Consider the following 15477-nt stretch of genomic DNA (forward strand, 5'->3'; position numbering starts at 1 on the left):
GCGGTGGTGCGGGTCACTTGAAGCGGTAGTTGATGCGGCCCTTGGTCAGGTCGTAGGGCGTCATCTCGACCTGCACCTTGTCGCCCGCGAGGACACGGATGCGATTCTTCCGCATCTTGCCTGCCGTGTGCGCGATGATCTCATGGCCGTTTTCAAGCTCGACCCGGAACGTCGCGTTGGGCAGGAGTTCCTTCACGACACCGGGAAATTCGAGCGTATCTTCCTTGGCCATGGTCTCTCCTGGATTGCGTAAAGAGGGCGCATGCGCTGCACGTCCCTCCAGATGGGCCTTAATTGTCCCAAACGCGGCGATTTTCAAGCCCAAACCGCGTTCAGGCCAGAGGAACCACCTGCGGCGCGCCCGCGCGGGGGCCCTGTTCGTCCCAATGAAGGCGGTTCAACACCACCCCGTCGGCGCGCACGTGGGCGACTTTGGCGGTATCGACCTCTGCATAGGTCCAGCCGGGGGCGTCGATCTCGCCCTCCGCGAGCACGCCGGTGGGCGGAAAACCCGTGTCGGGCGGACCAAAGACGCCCCCCGCGCCACAATTCGTGTCCACGGCGTAGGACCACGGCGCATCCCCGGTTGTGGAGGACATCACCGAGATGCACTGCGATTCGAGCGCGCGCGCCATCGCGCCGATCCGCACGCGCCAGTAGCCTGCGAGCTTCTCGGTGCAGGACGGCACCAGCAGAAGATCGGCCGAGGCCAGCGCCCGCCCGAGCAGCGGAAACTCCGAATCATAGCAGATCAGGATGGCGATTCGGCCCAGCGCAGTGTCGAAGAGCCGCAGCGGCCCACCCGGAACGACGCCCCATTCCTCGCGCTCGAAGCGGGTCATGATCTGCTTGTCCTGAACACCGACGGTGCCCGAGGGCGTCATCAACCGCGCGCGGTTCACGGGGCGGGGGCCGAGGGCCGGGTCGAAGACAGGGGCCGAGGCCGCGACGATATGGACGCCGTGGTCCTGCGCGAGGCGCAGGTGGAGGGCATCGGCGTCGGGGATCCGTTCGGACACGGCGCCGAGTGACGCCTCGAGGTCGCCCGCGACATCGAGCCCGGCGAGCGTCGCCAGCTCCATCGCGCCGTATTCGGGAAAGACCAGCAGGTCCGCACCCTGTCCGGCCGCCTCGGACACCCAGTCGGTGATCTTGGTCTCGTAGTCCGACCAGGTGTCGAAAACGTCCATCGGATATGCGGCCGTGGCGATCTTCATGCGCGTCCTCCGTCTGCCTGCCGCCCCGCTGGTCGGGGCGTCCAAAACCTTAGTTAAGATTTTGGTGCCCCGTCGCGCGACCCCCGGCGCGCAAAATCTTAATTAAGATTTTGCGCCGCCCAACTCAGATCTCCCGGATCCAGAATTGGAGCGGGTGCTCGGTTTCGGTTTCGCGATCCACGTCCTTCCACGAGAACTGCGCCACGACCCCCGGCAGCGGCTCGTAGCCACGCTTCCGCCAGAAACCGTTCAGCGGGACGTAGTTCGCCGGCCGGAGCGGGTGATCCTCCGGGCGCTGCACGCTGCAGAAACACGCGTAGCTGCGTCCCAGCCGGCGGGCGTGCTCTTCGCGCCGGTCGAAGAAGGCGTGCCCGATGCCGCGGCCCCGATACTCGGGCAGCAGCACCGATTCGGCGCAGTAGAAGATCGCGGACAGGTCGAGGCCCGTCTGCGCGAAGGGCGCGCGGAAATCGTCGGCGTGATGTTCCATTGGCGTGCCGGTGGCCGCGCCGACAAGCCGGTCGCCGTCGAAGGCGCCGACGACCACCGCATCATCGCTGTCCCGGTAAGTCTGGAGGTACGACCGCTCGTACTCCACCGATCCATCGTAGAGATAGGGGAAGGCGCGGAACACCTCGATCCGAAGCCGCGCCACGTCGTCCAGTGCGGCTTCGAGCGCATCACCTGTGAGGGTCTCGACCCTCACCGCGACACCTGTGCGATCCAGTCGGAGAGGTTGTAGTAGGTGACGACACGCGTGATCTTGCCGTCCGCCAGCGAGAAGAAAGAGCCCGCCGGCAGCCGGTAGCTCTGGCCGCGCGCCTCGGGCAGGCCCTCGTCGGTCTCGAGATAGGTCCCGTTCACCATGAATTCCGCCGCACCACGGGCGCCGTCCTCGGCGGAGAATACCACCATCTCGGTCAGCTTCTCGTCGTAGCACCGCGCCATGTGGTGGCAGAACGCGCGGAACTTCTCCTTGCCGATCCGAACATCACCCTCGTTCACGTGGTGCGCCACGTCATCGGACAGGCAGTCGATCATGCCGTCGATGTCTTTGCGGTTGAAAGCGTCGAAGTAGCGGTCGAGCGTGGCGGTGGTCATCGGCGTCCCCATTTTCCCTTGAGATGGTCGTGTATCTGGTCCCGGGTCTGGCGGTAGGCGTTCAGCTTCTGCTCGCGGTCCTCGCCCAGCCCGGTGGGATCCATGACGGGCCAGTACTCCACCGACAAGTGGAACAATCGGGTGAGGTCGAGCGCGTGGCGCTGCGCGGCGGGCGACATGGCGACGATCAGGTCGAAGCCCGACAGCGCCTCGCCCATGCCCTCCATCTCCTCGAAACTTCGTGTGCGGTGTCGCGCCAGTTCGACGCCGATCTCGGCGCAGGCCGCGATGGCGAAACCGTCGATCTCGAGGTCGTTGAGCACACCCACGGACTGAACGTAGACGTCGTTGCCATAGAGCTTCTTCATGATGCCCTCGGCCATCGGCGACCGGACGGCGTTGTGGTCGCAGGCGAAGAGCACCGATTGCGGCAGCCGGTCTGGCACCGCCTCAGCCCCCGAAGTGCAGCACGCAGACCAGCGTGAAGAGCCGCCGCGCCGTGTCCTCGTCGATCTCGGCCTTGCCCTCGAGACGCTCGCGCAGGATGCGCGCGCCCTCGTCGTGAATGCCCCGCCGGGCCATGTCGATGGTCTCGATCTGGCTCGGCGGCAGGGTCTTCACCGCGTCGTAGTAGCTCTTGCAGATCGAGAAGTAGTCCTTGACCACCTGCCGGAAGGGCGACAGCGACAGGTGAAAGGCGGCGGCATGCTCGCCGCCCTCCGTGGCCACGTCGAAGACCAGACGCTTCTCGCGGATGGCGAGACCGACGGAATACGGCCCCTCCGGCACGGCGTGGCCGTTGCGTGGCGGCAGGGAAAAGCGATTCTGCTCCATGAGGTCGTACATCGCGACCCGCCGCTCCTGCTCGATCTCGGGCGTGGGCGGTGGGAGTGCTGCGTCGTCGAGGGCGATCTGGGCGATGTGACTCATGGGCGTGCCTTCCGGGCGTCGATCCAGTGGATCCTAGCCGTGCACCGTGGGCGCCGCAATGCCGCAGTGCAGCATGAGCGTTTTTCGCGGCTGGAAACGCCTATGCGACGCCGCGCGCTCAGTCCTCGCGGTTCAGTTGCTCCAAGCGCGCCGTCACCGAAAGTCCATGCGCCTGCAGGCTTTCGGCGTGTGCCAGCCGCTCGGCCGAGGGGCCGATGGCCTTGAGCGCCTCGGGCGTCATCTCGGCGAGCGTGGTACGCTTGAGGAAATCCAAAACCGACAGACCAGACGAGAACCGTGCCGAGCGTGCGGTGGGCAGGACGTGGTTCGGGCCGCCCACGTAGTCGCCGATCGCCTCGGGCGTCCAGCGGCCAAGGAATATCGCGCCGGCGTGGCGGATGCGCTCGGACAGCGTTTTCGGGTCCTCGACGCAGAGCTCGAGATGCTCGGGTGCCACGCGGTCCGAGAGCCTGGCCGCCTCTTCCAGGTCGCGCACCGTGATGACGGCCCCGAAGTCGCGCCATGCCGCACCGGCGATCTTGCGTCGGTCGAGCGTCTCGAGCCGCGCCTCCACCGCGCGCGCCACCGCCTGCCCGAATTCGGGATCGGTGGTCAGCAGGATCGACTGCGCGCTTTCGTCGTGCTCGGCCTGGCTGAGCAGGTCCAGCGCCACCCAGTCGGGATCGTTGTCGCCGTCGGCGATCACGAGGATCTCGGATGGCCCCGCGATCATGTCGATGCCGACGCGCCCGAACACCCGCCGCTTGGCAGCGGCGACGTAGGCGTTCCCCGGCCCGGTGATCTTGTCCACCGCCGGGATGGTCTCGGTGCCGTAGGCCAGCGCGGCGATCGCCTGTGCCCCGCCCACGCGGTAGATTTCGTCGACGCCCGACAACCGCGCAGCCAGCATGACCAGCGGGTTGATGACCCCATCCGGGGTCGGCACGCAGATGGCCAGCCGCTCGACGCCCGCCACCTTGGCCGGGATCGCGTTCATCAGAAGCGATGAGGGATACGAGGCAAGCCCGCCCGGCACGTAGAGCCCTGCCGCCGCCACCGGGGTGAAGCGCCAACCCAGTCGCGCGCCTTCGGGATCCGTCCACTCCACATCCTGCGGCATCTGGCGGACGTGGTAGGCGCGGATACGCTGCGCGGCGTGCTCCAACGCGGCACGGTCCTCGGGCGTGACCTTCGCGACCTCGGCATCGACCTCGGCGCGGCTCAGGGCAAGGCCCTCGGGCGACAGCTCCAGCCGGTCGAAGTGCGCGGTCAGCTCGCAAAGCGCCGCGTCACCGCGGGCGCGGACGTCTGCGATGATTTTGCCGACGGCATCATTCACGTCCTCGGACTCCTCGCGTTTGGCGCTGAGAAGCTTGACGAACTCCGCCTCGAAGTCGGCATCGCGCGTGTCGAGAAAGACGGGCATGGATCGGTCCTTTCGGCTGACGGAGGCCTTATAGCGTCCGCGCACGGGGGCTCAAGCGGCGCACGGGGCACGCCGAGGCCGCCGCCGGCAATCGGAGAAGATCAGTCTGGATGATGCGGGCGCTTGCCCGAGGGCGCGCGGTACGGCCGCGTCACGTCCTTGAGCGAAACTTCCAGCGCCTCGACGCGCGCGCGGATCGCGCCGTCGCCCGCGAAGGTCAGTTCGACGTGGCCCGAGGCATCCTCGCCCGGCTCGAACGCGATCGACAGGATTTGCAGAACCGTGTCCGCGTCGCCGCGCTCCACGCCCTGGCTCTGGACGCCGAGGACGTGTTCGATGGCCAGGATCGACTGCACCCGCTCGACTTCGGCGCCGGTCTCTTCCTCGCGCCGGATGCGGTTGACGAGGAAGGCCAGCCGCCGGTCGGTGCGGTCCCACCGCATCTCGGACGCCGGAAGGACCGAGTCCTGCACGAGCGCCGAGATCACCGAAAGATCGTCGGGGTCCATCGCCCCGAGATAAAGCGGCCGCGGTCCGGCGTCTTCGAAGCGCGCATCGTCGACCATCAAGCCGCCACGCGTTCGATCTTGGCGCCGACGCCGGCAAGCTTCTCGACCACCTGCTCGTAGCCGCGGTCGAGGTGATAGACGCGATTTACCATGGTGTCGCCCTCGGCGGCGAGGCCCGCGAGGATCAGGGACACGCTTGCGCGCAGGTCGGTCGCCATCACGGGCGCCCCTTTCAGATTTTCCACGCCATGCACCTTGGCCGTGCCTCCCGATACGTCGATTCGCGCGCCCATCCGCATCAGCTCGGGCGCATGCATGAACCTGTTCTCGAAGATCTTTTCTTCAAGGACCGACGTGCCTTCGGCCGTGCAGAGCAGCGCCATCATCTGCGCCTGCAGGTCGGTGGGGAAGCCGGGGTACGGCTCGGTGGTGACGTCGACGGCCTGCACGCGGCCGTTTCGACGGGCGACCTTGAGACCGGATTCGGTTTCCTCGATGCTGATTCCGGCCGCCTCGAGCCGCTCGCAGAACGCTCCGACGAGATCGCGCCGTCCGCCGAGGCACTCGACCTCGCCGCCGCAGATCGCAGGCGCCAGCATGTAGGTGCCAAGCTCGATGCGGTCCGTGACCACGCGGTGGGTCGCACCGCCCAGGCGCTCGACACCCTCGACCGTGATCGTGTGGGTGCCCTCGCCCTCGATCTGCGCGCCCATCTTGCGCAGGCACTGGGCCAGGTCGACGATCTCGGGCTCGCGCGCGGCGTTCTCGATCACCGTCGTGCCACGTGCCAGCGTCGCCGCCATCAGCACGTTCTCGGTCGCGCCCACGGAAACCAGCGGGAAGCGCACGCGCCCGCCCTTCAGACCGCCCGAGGGTGCCTTCGCGTGCACATAGCCGTCGCGCAGGTCCAGCTCGGCGCCCAGCGCCTCGAGCGCCTGAAGGTGCAGGTCCACGGGCCGCGCGCCGATGGCGCACCCGCCGGGCAACGACACCACGGCGTGTCCATCACGCGCCAGCATCGGACCGAGCACGAGGATCGAAGCGCGCATCTTGCGAACGATGTCGTAATCCGCGCGGTGATTGTCGAGCGCGTGGCTCGACATCGCCAGCACCTTGCCGTCCTGCAGCGCCGAAACCTCCGCGCCGAGAGACTGCAGCAGCTGCGCCATCGTCCGGATGTCCGACAGCCGCGGCGCGTTCAGAAGCGTCAGCGGCTCCTCGGTGAGAAGTGTCGCGGGCATCAGCGTAAGGCACGCGTTCTTGGCGCCCGCAATGGCGATGCGGCCCGAGAGGGGGCCGTTCCCGGTCACGACGATCGAATCCATGTCAGCTGTCCCTGTCCTGCTCGTCCCCGTCGCCAGAACGCGCCTTTGCCTGCGCTTTTCTCTTCGCCAGATTGGACTTGAGCGCCGACTTGAGCCGGTCGCCACGGTCGTCCTTGGCGGGCGGTGGGGTGCCTCGTTTCTGCTCCATGGACGCTCTCTACAGGAGGCGGGAAAATGCGTCCAGATTGCGCTTGCACCCCCGTCGCGATGTGGTTAGAGAGCCGCCCACACCGCAAGGTGCCCGGCGCTGCTGTAGCTCAGTGGTAGAGCACTCCCTTGGTAAGGGAGAGGTCGACAGTTCAATCCTGTCCAGCAGCACCACCCTTCTCCGAGATAACGAGCGTTGACCGGCCTTTGTTGGCCGACCTTCCATTTTGCGACACCGCGTGGTCCATTTTGCGACACCGCGTGGTGCCGTCCTGCCGCGGCGTTCCCAAAATGCTCACGGCGGACGGGACTTTCCTTTGCATCTCGCCACGCCGCCCTGCGTCGGCGTTGTTCCTTTGCCACGCTCGTGAGCGTTTCGCCGCCTCTCGCCGGAACCAGCGCACGGGCCGCGCATTATCCTTTCACACCAGCGTGAAAGGAGCGCGCAATGAACCGCATCATCTATATCGTCGGCCTCGTGGTCATCGTAGTCGCCATCGTGGGCTTCGTTCTCTGAAGCCAGGCGGTCGCCGGACCGGGCACCTTGCCCGGTCCGCGCCCCACCTGCTAGACGGGCGCGTCTGACAGGTCGGAGCGGGACATGCGCGCAGCCATCGCCACGAGCGACTACCACGTGATGGGCGAGACGTTCATCAATCGGCACATCGCGCATCTCTTCGACGGAAACACCGTCGTCATCGCCGGACGTTCCAACGGCGAAGATCCTTATCACAAACCTCTGTTCGTCCGCCGCCGGCGCCTCAGCGCCGGGGACATGGCTCGGCTGTCTGCCGTTTCGGTGTGGAACCGGGCGCGGCACGGTACCTCGCGCCTGCCTTTCGGCTCGGCCCGGCGCGACCTGCTTGCCTTTTTGCGCAGCGAGAATGTCGACGTGATCTTGGCCGAGTTCGGCACCCAGGCACTGGCGCTTGCCCCGCTGGCGAACGCCGCCGGCATTCCGATCTTCACGTACTACCGCGGCACAGACGCGTCCAAGGCTTTGCAATCGAAGCGCATCCAGAGGGCCTACCGCCTGATGATGCCGCGCCTTGCCGGCGTGGTGTCGGTGTCGCAGTTCCTTCTCGACAACCTCGCGCGTGCCGGTGTGACGCATCCGAACGCGCACGTGATCCCCTCGGGCGTCGACGTGCGCCGCTTCCGACCGGGGAAGAAGCGGCCGGGCTCGTGCCTTGCCGTGGGCCGGTTCGTCGAAAAGAAGGCGCCGCTCACCACGCTGCAAAGCTTCGTGGACTCCACGCGCGACATGCCCGACGCCCGGCTGGACTTCATCGGCGATGGACCGCTTCTGGGGGATGCGAAGGCGCTCGCCGAGCGTCTCGATGCGTCAGACAAGGTGATCTTTCACGGAGCGCAACCGCATGATGCGGTGCGCGAGCGACTGGAGACGACACAGTTTTTCCTGCAGCACTCGGTCACCGCCGCCGACGGAAACACAGAGGGCCTGCCCACCGCGATCCAAGAGGCGATGGCGGCGGGCTGCATCACCGTGTCGACGCGCCACGCCGGCATTCCCGAAGCCATCGACGAGGGCGAGACCGGCTTTCTCGTCGAGGAGCGAGACGCCGAGGCCTTCACCGCGGCAATCCGCTCGGCCTTCACGGCGCCGGACACCGACGCGATGGCCACCCGTGCCCGCACCGTCGCGGAAGAGCGCTTCGACAACGATCGCCTTCTCGCCAGGCTCGAAAACATGATCCGCGAGACGCTGACACCGGGCGGGGTGTGATCTGTGGATATGATCGGGGATAAGCCGGGGAATTGTTCGGATTGTGCAAGTCGCAAGGTATTATCAGCGTACCGGGAGCACATAAGTGTCGGATATGTGCGACCTGATATCGTCCCCGTGACGCCGCACTCCTCGCCGGTTGACCTTGAGGCAATGGATCACGTGATGGGTGTAAGACCCTCGGCGAACACCATTTTCGCTGAACGGCGGCTTGCATGATGCTCTACCGCCTGCTCATTTCGATTTTCGCCGGCTGGGTCCTGTTGCGACTGGCCTTGAAGGGTGAGCACGCGGCCTTGCGCGAAAGGTTGGGGTATGCGCGCGGTGCCGACATTCCGCACCTATGGCTTCATGCCGCGTCCAACGGGGAGCTGGCCTCCGCCCGCCCGTTGATCGAGGTGTGGCAGAGGGACCGTCCCGACCTTCCGCTCGTCATCACCTGCAATTCCGAGAGCGGGGTCGCCCTGGCCCGTCGCATGGGCGTGCCGGCTGCTCGCGCGCCGCTCGACCTGGGCCGAGCCGTGCGGCGGTTCTGCGAGGCCTGGCAAGTCGCCGGCCACGTCGCGATGGAATCCGAGATTTGGCCGAACCGGTTCGCATGCGTTCCCGGCCCCGTGGCGCTTCTGGGCGCGCGGATGTCCGAGGGCACAGCGCGGACATGGGGCCGGTTCCCCCGGCTCGCGCGCGCCACGCTGGGACGAGTTGGCTACGCGTCGGCACAAGACACGGGCTCGCGCGAGCGGCTGAAAGCTCTTGGCGTACCGGCACAGGCGCTCGGTCCCGTGGTGAACCTCAAGGTCTATTACGTGCCTCCGCAGGACGTCGTGCCGGATGACGCCCTGCGTGTCGCGTTTCCCCCGGGCGAAACATGGCTCGCCGCGTCGACCCATCCCGGCGAGGACGTTATCGTGCTGAAGGCCCACCGTCTTGCGCGACAGAAGCGCCCTGACCTGCGCCTGATCCTTGCGCCGCGTCATCCCGACCGCGGTGCCGAGATTGCCTTTGAAGCCCGAGCCGCCGGGTTCAAGACCGCACGCCGTTCGGTCGTTGAGGCGCCCGAAGGTGCCGCGGTCTACGTCGCCGATACGCTGGGCGAGATGCCGCTGTGGTATGCGCTTGCCGGCGTCGTGTTCATCGGCGGCACGCTGACCGACCGAGGCGGCCACACGCCTTTCGAGCCGGCGCAGTTCGACGCGGCGCTGATCCACGGCCCGGACACGCGCAACTTCGCCGCCCCGTTCGAAACGCTCGACGGGAATGGCGGCGCGCTGGCCATCCGCGATGCATCGGGACTGGCCGAAGCGCTCGTGTCTTTCGGCGACCCCGCGCGCCGCGACGGCATGGCCCGGCGGGCTGAAGAACTGCTGCGCCCGGAGGCGCCCCTCGACGCGATTAGCGCCGATCTCGGTGCCCTGTTCCCGCCTTCGGGCGGCAAGGCGTCGCGGGCTTCCGAGGGCGCTTGAACCGGCCCACGAAGAGCTTATTGTGGCCCGAGTCCGCCAACGATCCCAGACACATGATCCAATACGCGCTCCGCTGTGCCGACGGGCACGAATTCGACAGCTGGTTCCAGTCCGCCGCAGCCTTCGATGCGCTGTGGGGCAAGGGACTCCTGTCCTGCGCCACTTGCGGCTCGACCCATGTCGAGAAATCGTTGATGGCCCCCCGGGTCGCCGCATCCGATCGTTCCGAGGCGCGCCCGCTGGCAGAGCCGGCCTCGCCGCTCGCCAATGCGGCGGCGGCGCTCAGAAAGCACCTGACCGAAAATTCTGACTACGTCGGACATGATTTTGTCGCCCAGGCGCGGGCGATGCACCTTGGCGAGGCGCCGGAACGCTCCATCTGGGGAGAGGCGCGGATCGAAGACGCGCGCGCCCTGGCCGAAGACGGCGTCCCCGTCGCGCCCCTGCCCCTCCTGCCGGCGCGCAAGACCAACTGAGGGACGTCTGCGCGGGACGGCGGGTCCGGGCGCTCGCGTCCCCGGAAAGGAAACGTGAATGCGCACCCTCGTCACCGGAGCGAATCGCGGCATCGGCGCCGCCCTGTGCGACACCCTCAAGGATCGCGGGCACGAGGTGCTGCCGACCGCGCGCCACTATGACGGGCTGGTCTCGCTGGATGTCACGGACCCCGGATCGCAGCGCGACCTTGCGCGGCGGCTGGCAGATGAGACGATCGATACGCTGATCTGCAATGCGGGTGTCTTCCAAGACAAGAACGACAAGCTCGAGGACGGATTTTCCTCCGAGACATGGGCCAAGACCTTCGAGGTCAACGTCACGGGCGTTTTCCTGACGATCCAGTCGCTTCTGCCGATGCTGCGCCGCGCCGAGGATATTGGCAGGATCGCGATCATCGGCTCGGACCTCGGGTCGTCCGCCAGCGCGAACGGCGGGATGTATATCTACCGCGCGTCCAAGGCCGCGGTGCTGAACCTCGGCTTGAACCTCGCCCAGGACCTGAAGAAAGACGGCATCGCCGTGGGGGTCTACCACCCCGGCTGGGTGCAGACGGACATGGGCGGGACCGGCGGCAAGCTCACCCGCTCGGAGTCCGCGACCGGGCTCGCCGACCGGATCGAGGCACTGGACCTCGACAGCACCGGCTGTTTCGAAGCCTGGGATGGTCGGGCGATGACGGTCTGAGGGTGTGAGCCTGCCCCCCTCCCCCGAGGACATGCCGCACGCCTTCGCCCGCGCCTGGGCCTCCCGGGACGGCGCCGAGGTCGGCGCGCTTTTTTCCGAAGATGCGGAGTTCGTGAACGTGGTCGGTCTCTGGTGGCACGATCGAGACGCCATCGCGGACGCGCATGGCTACGCGCTCGGCAGTTTTTTCGCCGAGACCGAGCTGCGGCCCGGGGCCACGCGGGTCAAAAGGCTGTCTGACGACCACGCCATCGTGCAGTGCCGTTTTCGTCTGACCGGCCAGCGCACCCCTGATGGCAGGACCGCGGCCGCGCGCCGCACGATCCTCACTTTCGTCGTCGAACGCCGAACCGATGGATGGATCGCCGTGGCGGCGCAGAACACCGACGTGGTCGAGGGGGCGGAGACGCTGGCACGCGACCGGGACGGCGCCCTGACCCCGACCGATTACCGCGGCACCTGACGCCGTGGCGACACGCCCCGGCCCGTGCGCGCGGATCATCTTGCGAAGGCGATGCGGCGCGCATACACCGCGCCACACCACATGTTCGGGAGCCCGAGATGCCCGTCCTCGTCATGAAATTCGGTGGCACGTCCGTTGCCACGCTGGACCGCATCCGCCGCGCCGCCAAGCGCGTGGCCGTCGAGGTCTCCAAGGGCTACGACGTGATCGTCATCGTCTCCGCCATGTCCGGCAAGACCAACGAGCTCGTGGGATGGGTCAACGAGACCTCGCCGTTCTACGACGCGCGCGAATACGATGCCGTCGTCTCTTCGGGCGAGAACGTGACCGCGGGCCTGATGGCGCTGACGTTGCAGGAAATGGAAGTGCCCGCACGGTCCTGGCAGGGCTGGCAAGTGCCGCTTCTCACCACGTCCGCCCACGGTGCCGCGCGGATCGAGGACATCCCCCCCGCCAACATCATGCAGAAATTCGGCGAGGGGATGCGCGTGGCCGTGGTCGCGGGTTTTCAGGGGATCAGCCCCGAGGGCCGGATCACCACGCTGGGCCGGGGCGGCTCGGACACCACCGCCGTCGCGTTCGCTGCCGCCTTCGAGGCCGAGCGCTGCGACATTTACACCGACGTGGACGGCGTCTACACCACCGACCCCCGTGTCTGCGCCAAGGCGCGCAAGCTCGACCGCATCGCCTTCGAGGAGATGCTTGAGCTTGCCTCGCTTGGCGCCAAGGTGCTGCAGACCCGCTCGGTCGAGCTGGCCATGCGCTACAACGTGAAGCTGCGGGTTCTGTCGAGCTTCGAGGAGCCATCCGACGAGGCCGGAACCCTCGTCTGCGGAGAGGATCAGATCATGGAATCGAACATCGTTTCGGGCGTCGCCTTCTCGCGCGAGGAGGCCAAGGTCACGCTGGTGACCATCGCCGACCAGCCCGGCATCGCCGCTGCCATCTTCGGCACGTTGGCCGAGGCAGGCGTGAACGTGGACATGATCGTGCAGAACGTGTCCGAGACCGACTACCAGGGTCACGAGGGCCGTGTGACGGACATGACGTTCTCGTGCCCGACGGATCAGCTCAAGCGCGCCGAGAAGGCGCTCGAGGCCGCGCGCGACGCGGGCCGCCTGAAATTCGATCAGCTCTGGGCCGAGACCGACGTGGCCAAGGTGTCGGTGGTGGGGATCGGCATGCGCAGCCATGCCGGCGTCGCCGCCAAGATGTTCGAGACGCTCGCCGCCGAAAACATCAACATCAAGGTGATCGCGACCTCCGAGATCAAGATCTCGGTGCTGATCGAGCGCAAGTACCTCGAACTCGCCGTCCAGGCGCTGCACGACGCGTTCGAACTGGAACGGGCCTGACCCGCGGAGGGCACAGACGCGCGATCTGACGCCTTCGGGCGTCGGACAAGGCCCGCGGCCCTTTCCTCGGACCGAATGTGTCGACTATAGCTGGAACGCTGATTCCAGAACGGGGCGCTATGCCGGACCGCACCGAAACCGAGAGCCGAAAGCTGCTCGGCCGCCTCCGCGACACGATGGCGGAGGAGGCCGCGGGACAGGAGCGTCTCGACAAGATCACCCACCTGACGGCGGACTCGATGGGCACCGAGGTGTGCTCCATCTACCTGTTCCGGGACGAGGACACGCTCGAGCTCTGCGCGACCGAGGGCCTCAAGGCCGAGGCGGTCCACCACACCCGAATGCGGCTCGGAGAGGGCCTCGTCGGCCGGGTGGCGCGGTCGGGCAAGATGATCAACACCGCCGACGCACCGGCCGAACGCGGCTTCCGCTACATGCCCGAAACCGGCGAGGAAATTTACTCGTCTTTCCTGGGCGTGCCGATCCAGCGGCTGGGCGAGAAGCTGGGCGTGCTGGTGGTGCAGTCCAAGCAGCAGCGCGCGTTCACAGACGACGAGGTCTACGCCCTCGAAGTGGTGGCGATGGTGCTGGCCGAGATGGCCGAGCTCGGCGCCTTCGTCGGCGAGGGCGCGGCGCTGAAGGCGCGTCACACGCAGGCGGTTATGTTCCGCGGCACGATGGGACAGGAGGGCGCCGCCGAGGGCCATGTCTGGCTGCACGAACCGCGCGTGGTGGTCACCAACCTCGTGGCCGACGATCCCGAGCGCGAAATGGAACGGCTGCACGAAGCCGTCGATCAGCTGCGGGTGAGCGTCGACCAGATCGTCGCCTCGGCGCAGGATCCCGAGCAGGTGCAGGTGCTCGAGGCCTACCGGATGTTCGCCAACTCCAAGGGCTGGCTGCGGCGCATGGAGCAGGACATCGAGCGCGGGCTGTCCGCCGAGTCGGCCGTGGAGAAAGAGCAGTCGAACGCCCGCGCCCGGATGAGCCAGGTGACCGACGCCTACCTGCGCGAGCGCCTGCAGGACCTCGACGACCTGTCGAACCGGCTGCTGCGCCTGCTGACCGGACAGGGAAAGGAGACCGGTGCGGAATTGCCGCCCGATCCCGTTCTGGTGGCCCGCAACATCGGGCCCGGCGAGCTTCTGGAATACGGACGATCGCTGCGCGGCGTGATCCTCGAGGAGGGGTCCGTGGGCAGTCACGCGGCCATCGTCGCCCGCGCGCTGGCGATCCCGCTGGTGATCCACGCAGGGCGGATCACCACCGAGGCGCTGAACGGCGATCACGTCCTTCTCGACGGCGATCAGGGCGTGGTGCACCTGCGGCCGGACGACAGCGTCGTCACGGCGTTCCGCGACAAGATGGCGATGCAGGCGCAGGCTCTGGAACGCTATGCCTCGATCCGCGACACCGAGTGCGTGACCGCCTGCGGCGCCCGGGTGAACCTGCACATGAACGCGGGCCTGATGGCCGATCTGCCGAGCCTCGACAATTCCGGCGCCGAGGGCGTGGGTCTCTTCCGCACCGAGCTGCAATTCCTCATCCGCAACCAGATGCCCAAGCGCAACGAGCTGGCCGCGCTCTATGCCCGCGTCCTCGACGCGAGCGGCGGCAAGCGGGTTGTGTTCCGCACGCTCGACATCGGCTCGGACAAGGTCCTGCCCTACATGAAACCCAATGACGAGCCGAACCCCGCGCTCGGTTGGCGGGCGATCCGGGTGGGGCTCGACAAGCCGGGCGTGCTGCGGATGCAGCTTCAGGCGCTCTTGAGGGCCGCCAAGGGCCGCCCACTGTCGATCATGTTCCCCTTCGTCGCCCAGCTCGACGAGTTCCGCGCCGCCCGCGCCGAGATGGACAAGGCCATCGCCCGAGAAACGCGGCTGGGCCACCAGCTGCCAGAACGGATCGAGGTGGGCACCATGCTCGAGACCCCGAGCCTCGCCTACGCACCGGACGGGTTCTTCCGCGAGGTGGATTTCATCTCGATCGGCGGCAACGACCTCAAGCAGTTCTTCTTTGCCGCAGATCGCGAGAACGAGCGGGTGCGCCGGCGCTACGACACGCTCAACACGTCGTTCCTGACCTTCCTCGAGCGCGTGGTGATGCGCTGCGAGGAGGCCGGCACGCCGCTGTCCTTCTGCGGCGAGGATGCCGGCCGGCCGATTGAGGCGCTTTGTCTTGCCGCCATCGGGTTGCGGTCGCTGTCCATGCGCGCGCCGTCCATCGGTCCGGTGAAGCATCTGATGCTGCGCTCGAACCTCGACGAGGTGCGCGAGGTCATCCTCGAAGCGCGGGCCCAGGACGCCCAGTCGGTGCGGCCCGCGGTGATGGAATACCTGCGCGGGGCGGGGTGAACCCCATTTCACGATGGCCGAGCCGCGTGCTGCCAGGCGGAAAGGCCGGTGGCATGTCTCGTGGTCGAACTATCCGTCTGGCAGCGTCATGCGGCCGGACACGCCACCCGGATCGAGATCCGGCGACGTCGGCACGGGAAACGCCCGGAGCGGGCTTCGCCGCGACCGGGCGCCCGTTCCTTGCGGTCGGATCCTGCGGCCGTTCTGACCTGCGGATCCCGCAGAACTCGCCCCGTTCTGGGGCGGGCGCATGCG

Annotated in this window: 17 protein-coding genes and 1 tRNA gene; 8 read left to right on the forward strand and 10 right to left on the reverse strand. The window is 67.3% G+C overall.

Features of this window, described 5'->3' with window-relative positions:
• Positions 1-13 precede the first annotated feature (13 nt).
• The 10 genes from infA to BMX29_RS19335 form a co-directional block, all read right to left on the reverse strand.
• Complete coding sequence (gene infA, locus BMX29_RS16475; protein ID WP_005978431.1) at positions 14-232, reverse strand: translation initiation factor IF-1; 219 nt, start codon at positions 230-232, stop codon at positions 14-16.
• Between the two features lie 100 nt (positions 233-332).
• Positions 333-1217: a carbon-nitrogen hydrolase family protein gene (locus BMX29_RS16480; RefSeq protein ID WP_092815006.1), complete on the reverse strand. Its 885-nt coding sequence runs from the start codon at positions 1215-1217 to the stop codon at positions 333-335.
• A gap of 124 nt (positions 1218-1341) precedes the next feature.
• On the reverse strand, positions 1342-1923 hold the full coding sequence (locus BMX29_RS16485) for a GNAT family N-acetyltransferase (RefSeq protein ID WP_092815009.1): 582 nt from the start codon (positions 1921-1923) through the stop codon (positions 1342-1344).
• The gene (locus tag BMX29_RS16490) at positions 1920-2318 is read right to left on the reverse strand and encodes a ketosteroid isomerase-related protein (protein ID WP_092815100.1); all 399 of its coding nucleotides are present in this window, start codon (positions 2316-2318) and stop codon (positions 1920-1922) included. The genes BMX29_RS16485 and BMX29_RS16490 overlap by 4 nt, the downstream gene beginning before the upstream one ends.
• Positions 2315-2764, reverse strand: coding sequence for an arsenate-mycothiol transferase ArsC (locus BMX29_RS16495; RefSeq protein WP_092815012.1), 450 nt, complete (start codon positions 2762-2764; stop codon positions 2315-2317). The genes BMX29_RS16490 and BMX29_RS16495 overlap by 4 nt, the downstream gene beginning before the upstream one ends.
• 4 nt (positions 2765-2768) lie before the next feature.
• Positions 2769-3248, reverse strand: a complete 480-nt coding sequence (locus BMX29_RS16500; RefSeq protein WP_043846740.1) for a UPF0262 family protein — start codon at positions 3246-3248, stop codon at positions 2769-2771.
• Positions 3249-3366: 118 nt separating this feature from the next.
• Positions 3367-4674, reverse strand: coding sequence for a histidinol dehydrogenase (gene hisD, locus BMX29_RS16505; protein WP_092815015.1), 1308 nt, complete (start codon positions 4672-4674; stop codon positions 3367-3369).
• 101 nt (positions 4675-4775) lie between these two features.
• Positions 4776-5240 carry a DUF2948 family protein gene (locus BMX29_RS16510; RefSeq protein ID WP_092815018.1) on the reverse strand — a complete coding sequence of 155 codons (465 nt, stop codon included), beginning with the start codon at positions 5238-5240 and terminating at the stop codon, positions 4776-4778.
• Positions 5240-6508, reverse strand: coding sequence for a UDP-N-acetylglucosamine 1-carboxyvinyltransferase (gene murA, locus BMX29_RS16515; protein WP_092815021.1), 1269 nt, complete (start codon positions 6506-6508; stop codon positions 5240-5242). Before murA ends, BMX29_RS16510 begins: the two co-directional genes overlap by 1 nt.
• A 1-nt stretch (position 6509) precedes the next feature.
• Positions 6510-6656 (reverse strand): hypothetical protein, encoded by a 147-nt coding sequence (locus tag BMX29_RS19335; protein ID WP_164490716.1) that lies wholly within the window; start codon positions 6654-6656, stop codon positions 6510-6512.
• A gap of 98 nt (positions 6657-6754) precedes the next feature.
• Between BMX29_RS19335 and BMX29_RS16520 the strand changes: the two genes are divergently transcribed.
• The 8 genes from BMX29_RS16520 (at position 6755) to ptsP (ending at position 15222) form a co-directional block, all read left to right on the forward strand.
• Positions 6755-6829, forward strand: a tRNA-Thr gene (locus tag BMX29_RS16520).
• A gap of 427 nt (positions 6830-7256) precedes the next feature.
• Positions 7257-8402 carry a glycosyltransferase gene (locus BMX29_RS16525; RefSeq protein WP_092815024.1) on the forward strand — a complete coding sequence of 382 codons (1146 nt, stop codon included), beginning with the start codon at positions 7257-7259 and terminating at the stop codon, positions 8400-8402.
• Positions 8403-8617: 215 nt separating this feature from the next.
• A complete protein-coding gene (locus BMX29_RS16530; protein ID WP_092815027.1) occupies positions 8618-9865 on the forward strand; it encodes a 3-deoxy-D-manno-octulosonic acid transferase in 1248 nt (415 codons plus the stop codon).
• A 53-nt stretch (positions 9866-9918) separates the two neighbouring features.
• On the forward strand, positions 9919-10341 hold the full coding sequence (locus BMX29_RS16535) for a DUF1178 family protein (RefSeq protein WP_092815030.1): 423 nt from the start codon (positions 9919-9921) through the stop codon (positions 10339-10341).
• 58 nt (positions 10342-10399) lie between these two features.
• Positions 10400-11047, forward strand: coding sequence for an SDR family NAD(P)-dependent oxidoreductase (locus BMX29_RS16540; RefSeq protein ID WP_043846810.1), 648 nt, complete (start codon positions 10400-10402; stop codon positions 11045-11047).
• 4 nt (positions 11048-11051) lie between these two features.
• A complete protein-coding gene (locus tag BMX29_RS16545; protein ID WP_244889266.1) occupies positions 11052-11510 on the forward strand; it encodes an SgcJ/EcaC family oxidoreductase in 459 nt (152 codons plus the stop codon).
• Between the two features lie 98 nt (positions 11511-11608).
• Positions 11609-12865, forward strand: a complete 1257-nt coding sequence (locus BMX29_RS16550; protein ID WP_043846813.1) for an aspartate kinase — start codon at positions 11609-11611, stop codon at positions 12863-12865.
• Positions 12866-12984: 119 nt separating this feature from the next.
• A complete protein-coding gene (gene ptsP / locus BMX29_RS16555; protein WP_043846814.1) occupies positions 12985-15222 on the forward strand; it encodes a phosphoenolpyruvate--protein phosphotransferase in 2238 nt (745 codons plus the stop codon).
• Positions 15223-15477: the final 255 nt, after the last annotated feature.

It is taken from the genome of Roseivivax marinus, assembly GCF_900109705.1.
Lineage (GTDB): Bacteria > Pseudomonadota > Alphaproteobacteria > Rhodobacterales > Rhodobacteraceae > Roseivivax > Roseivivax marinus.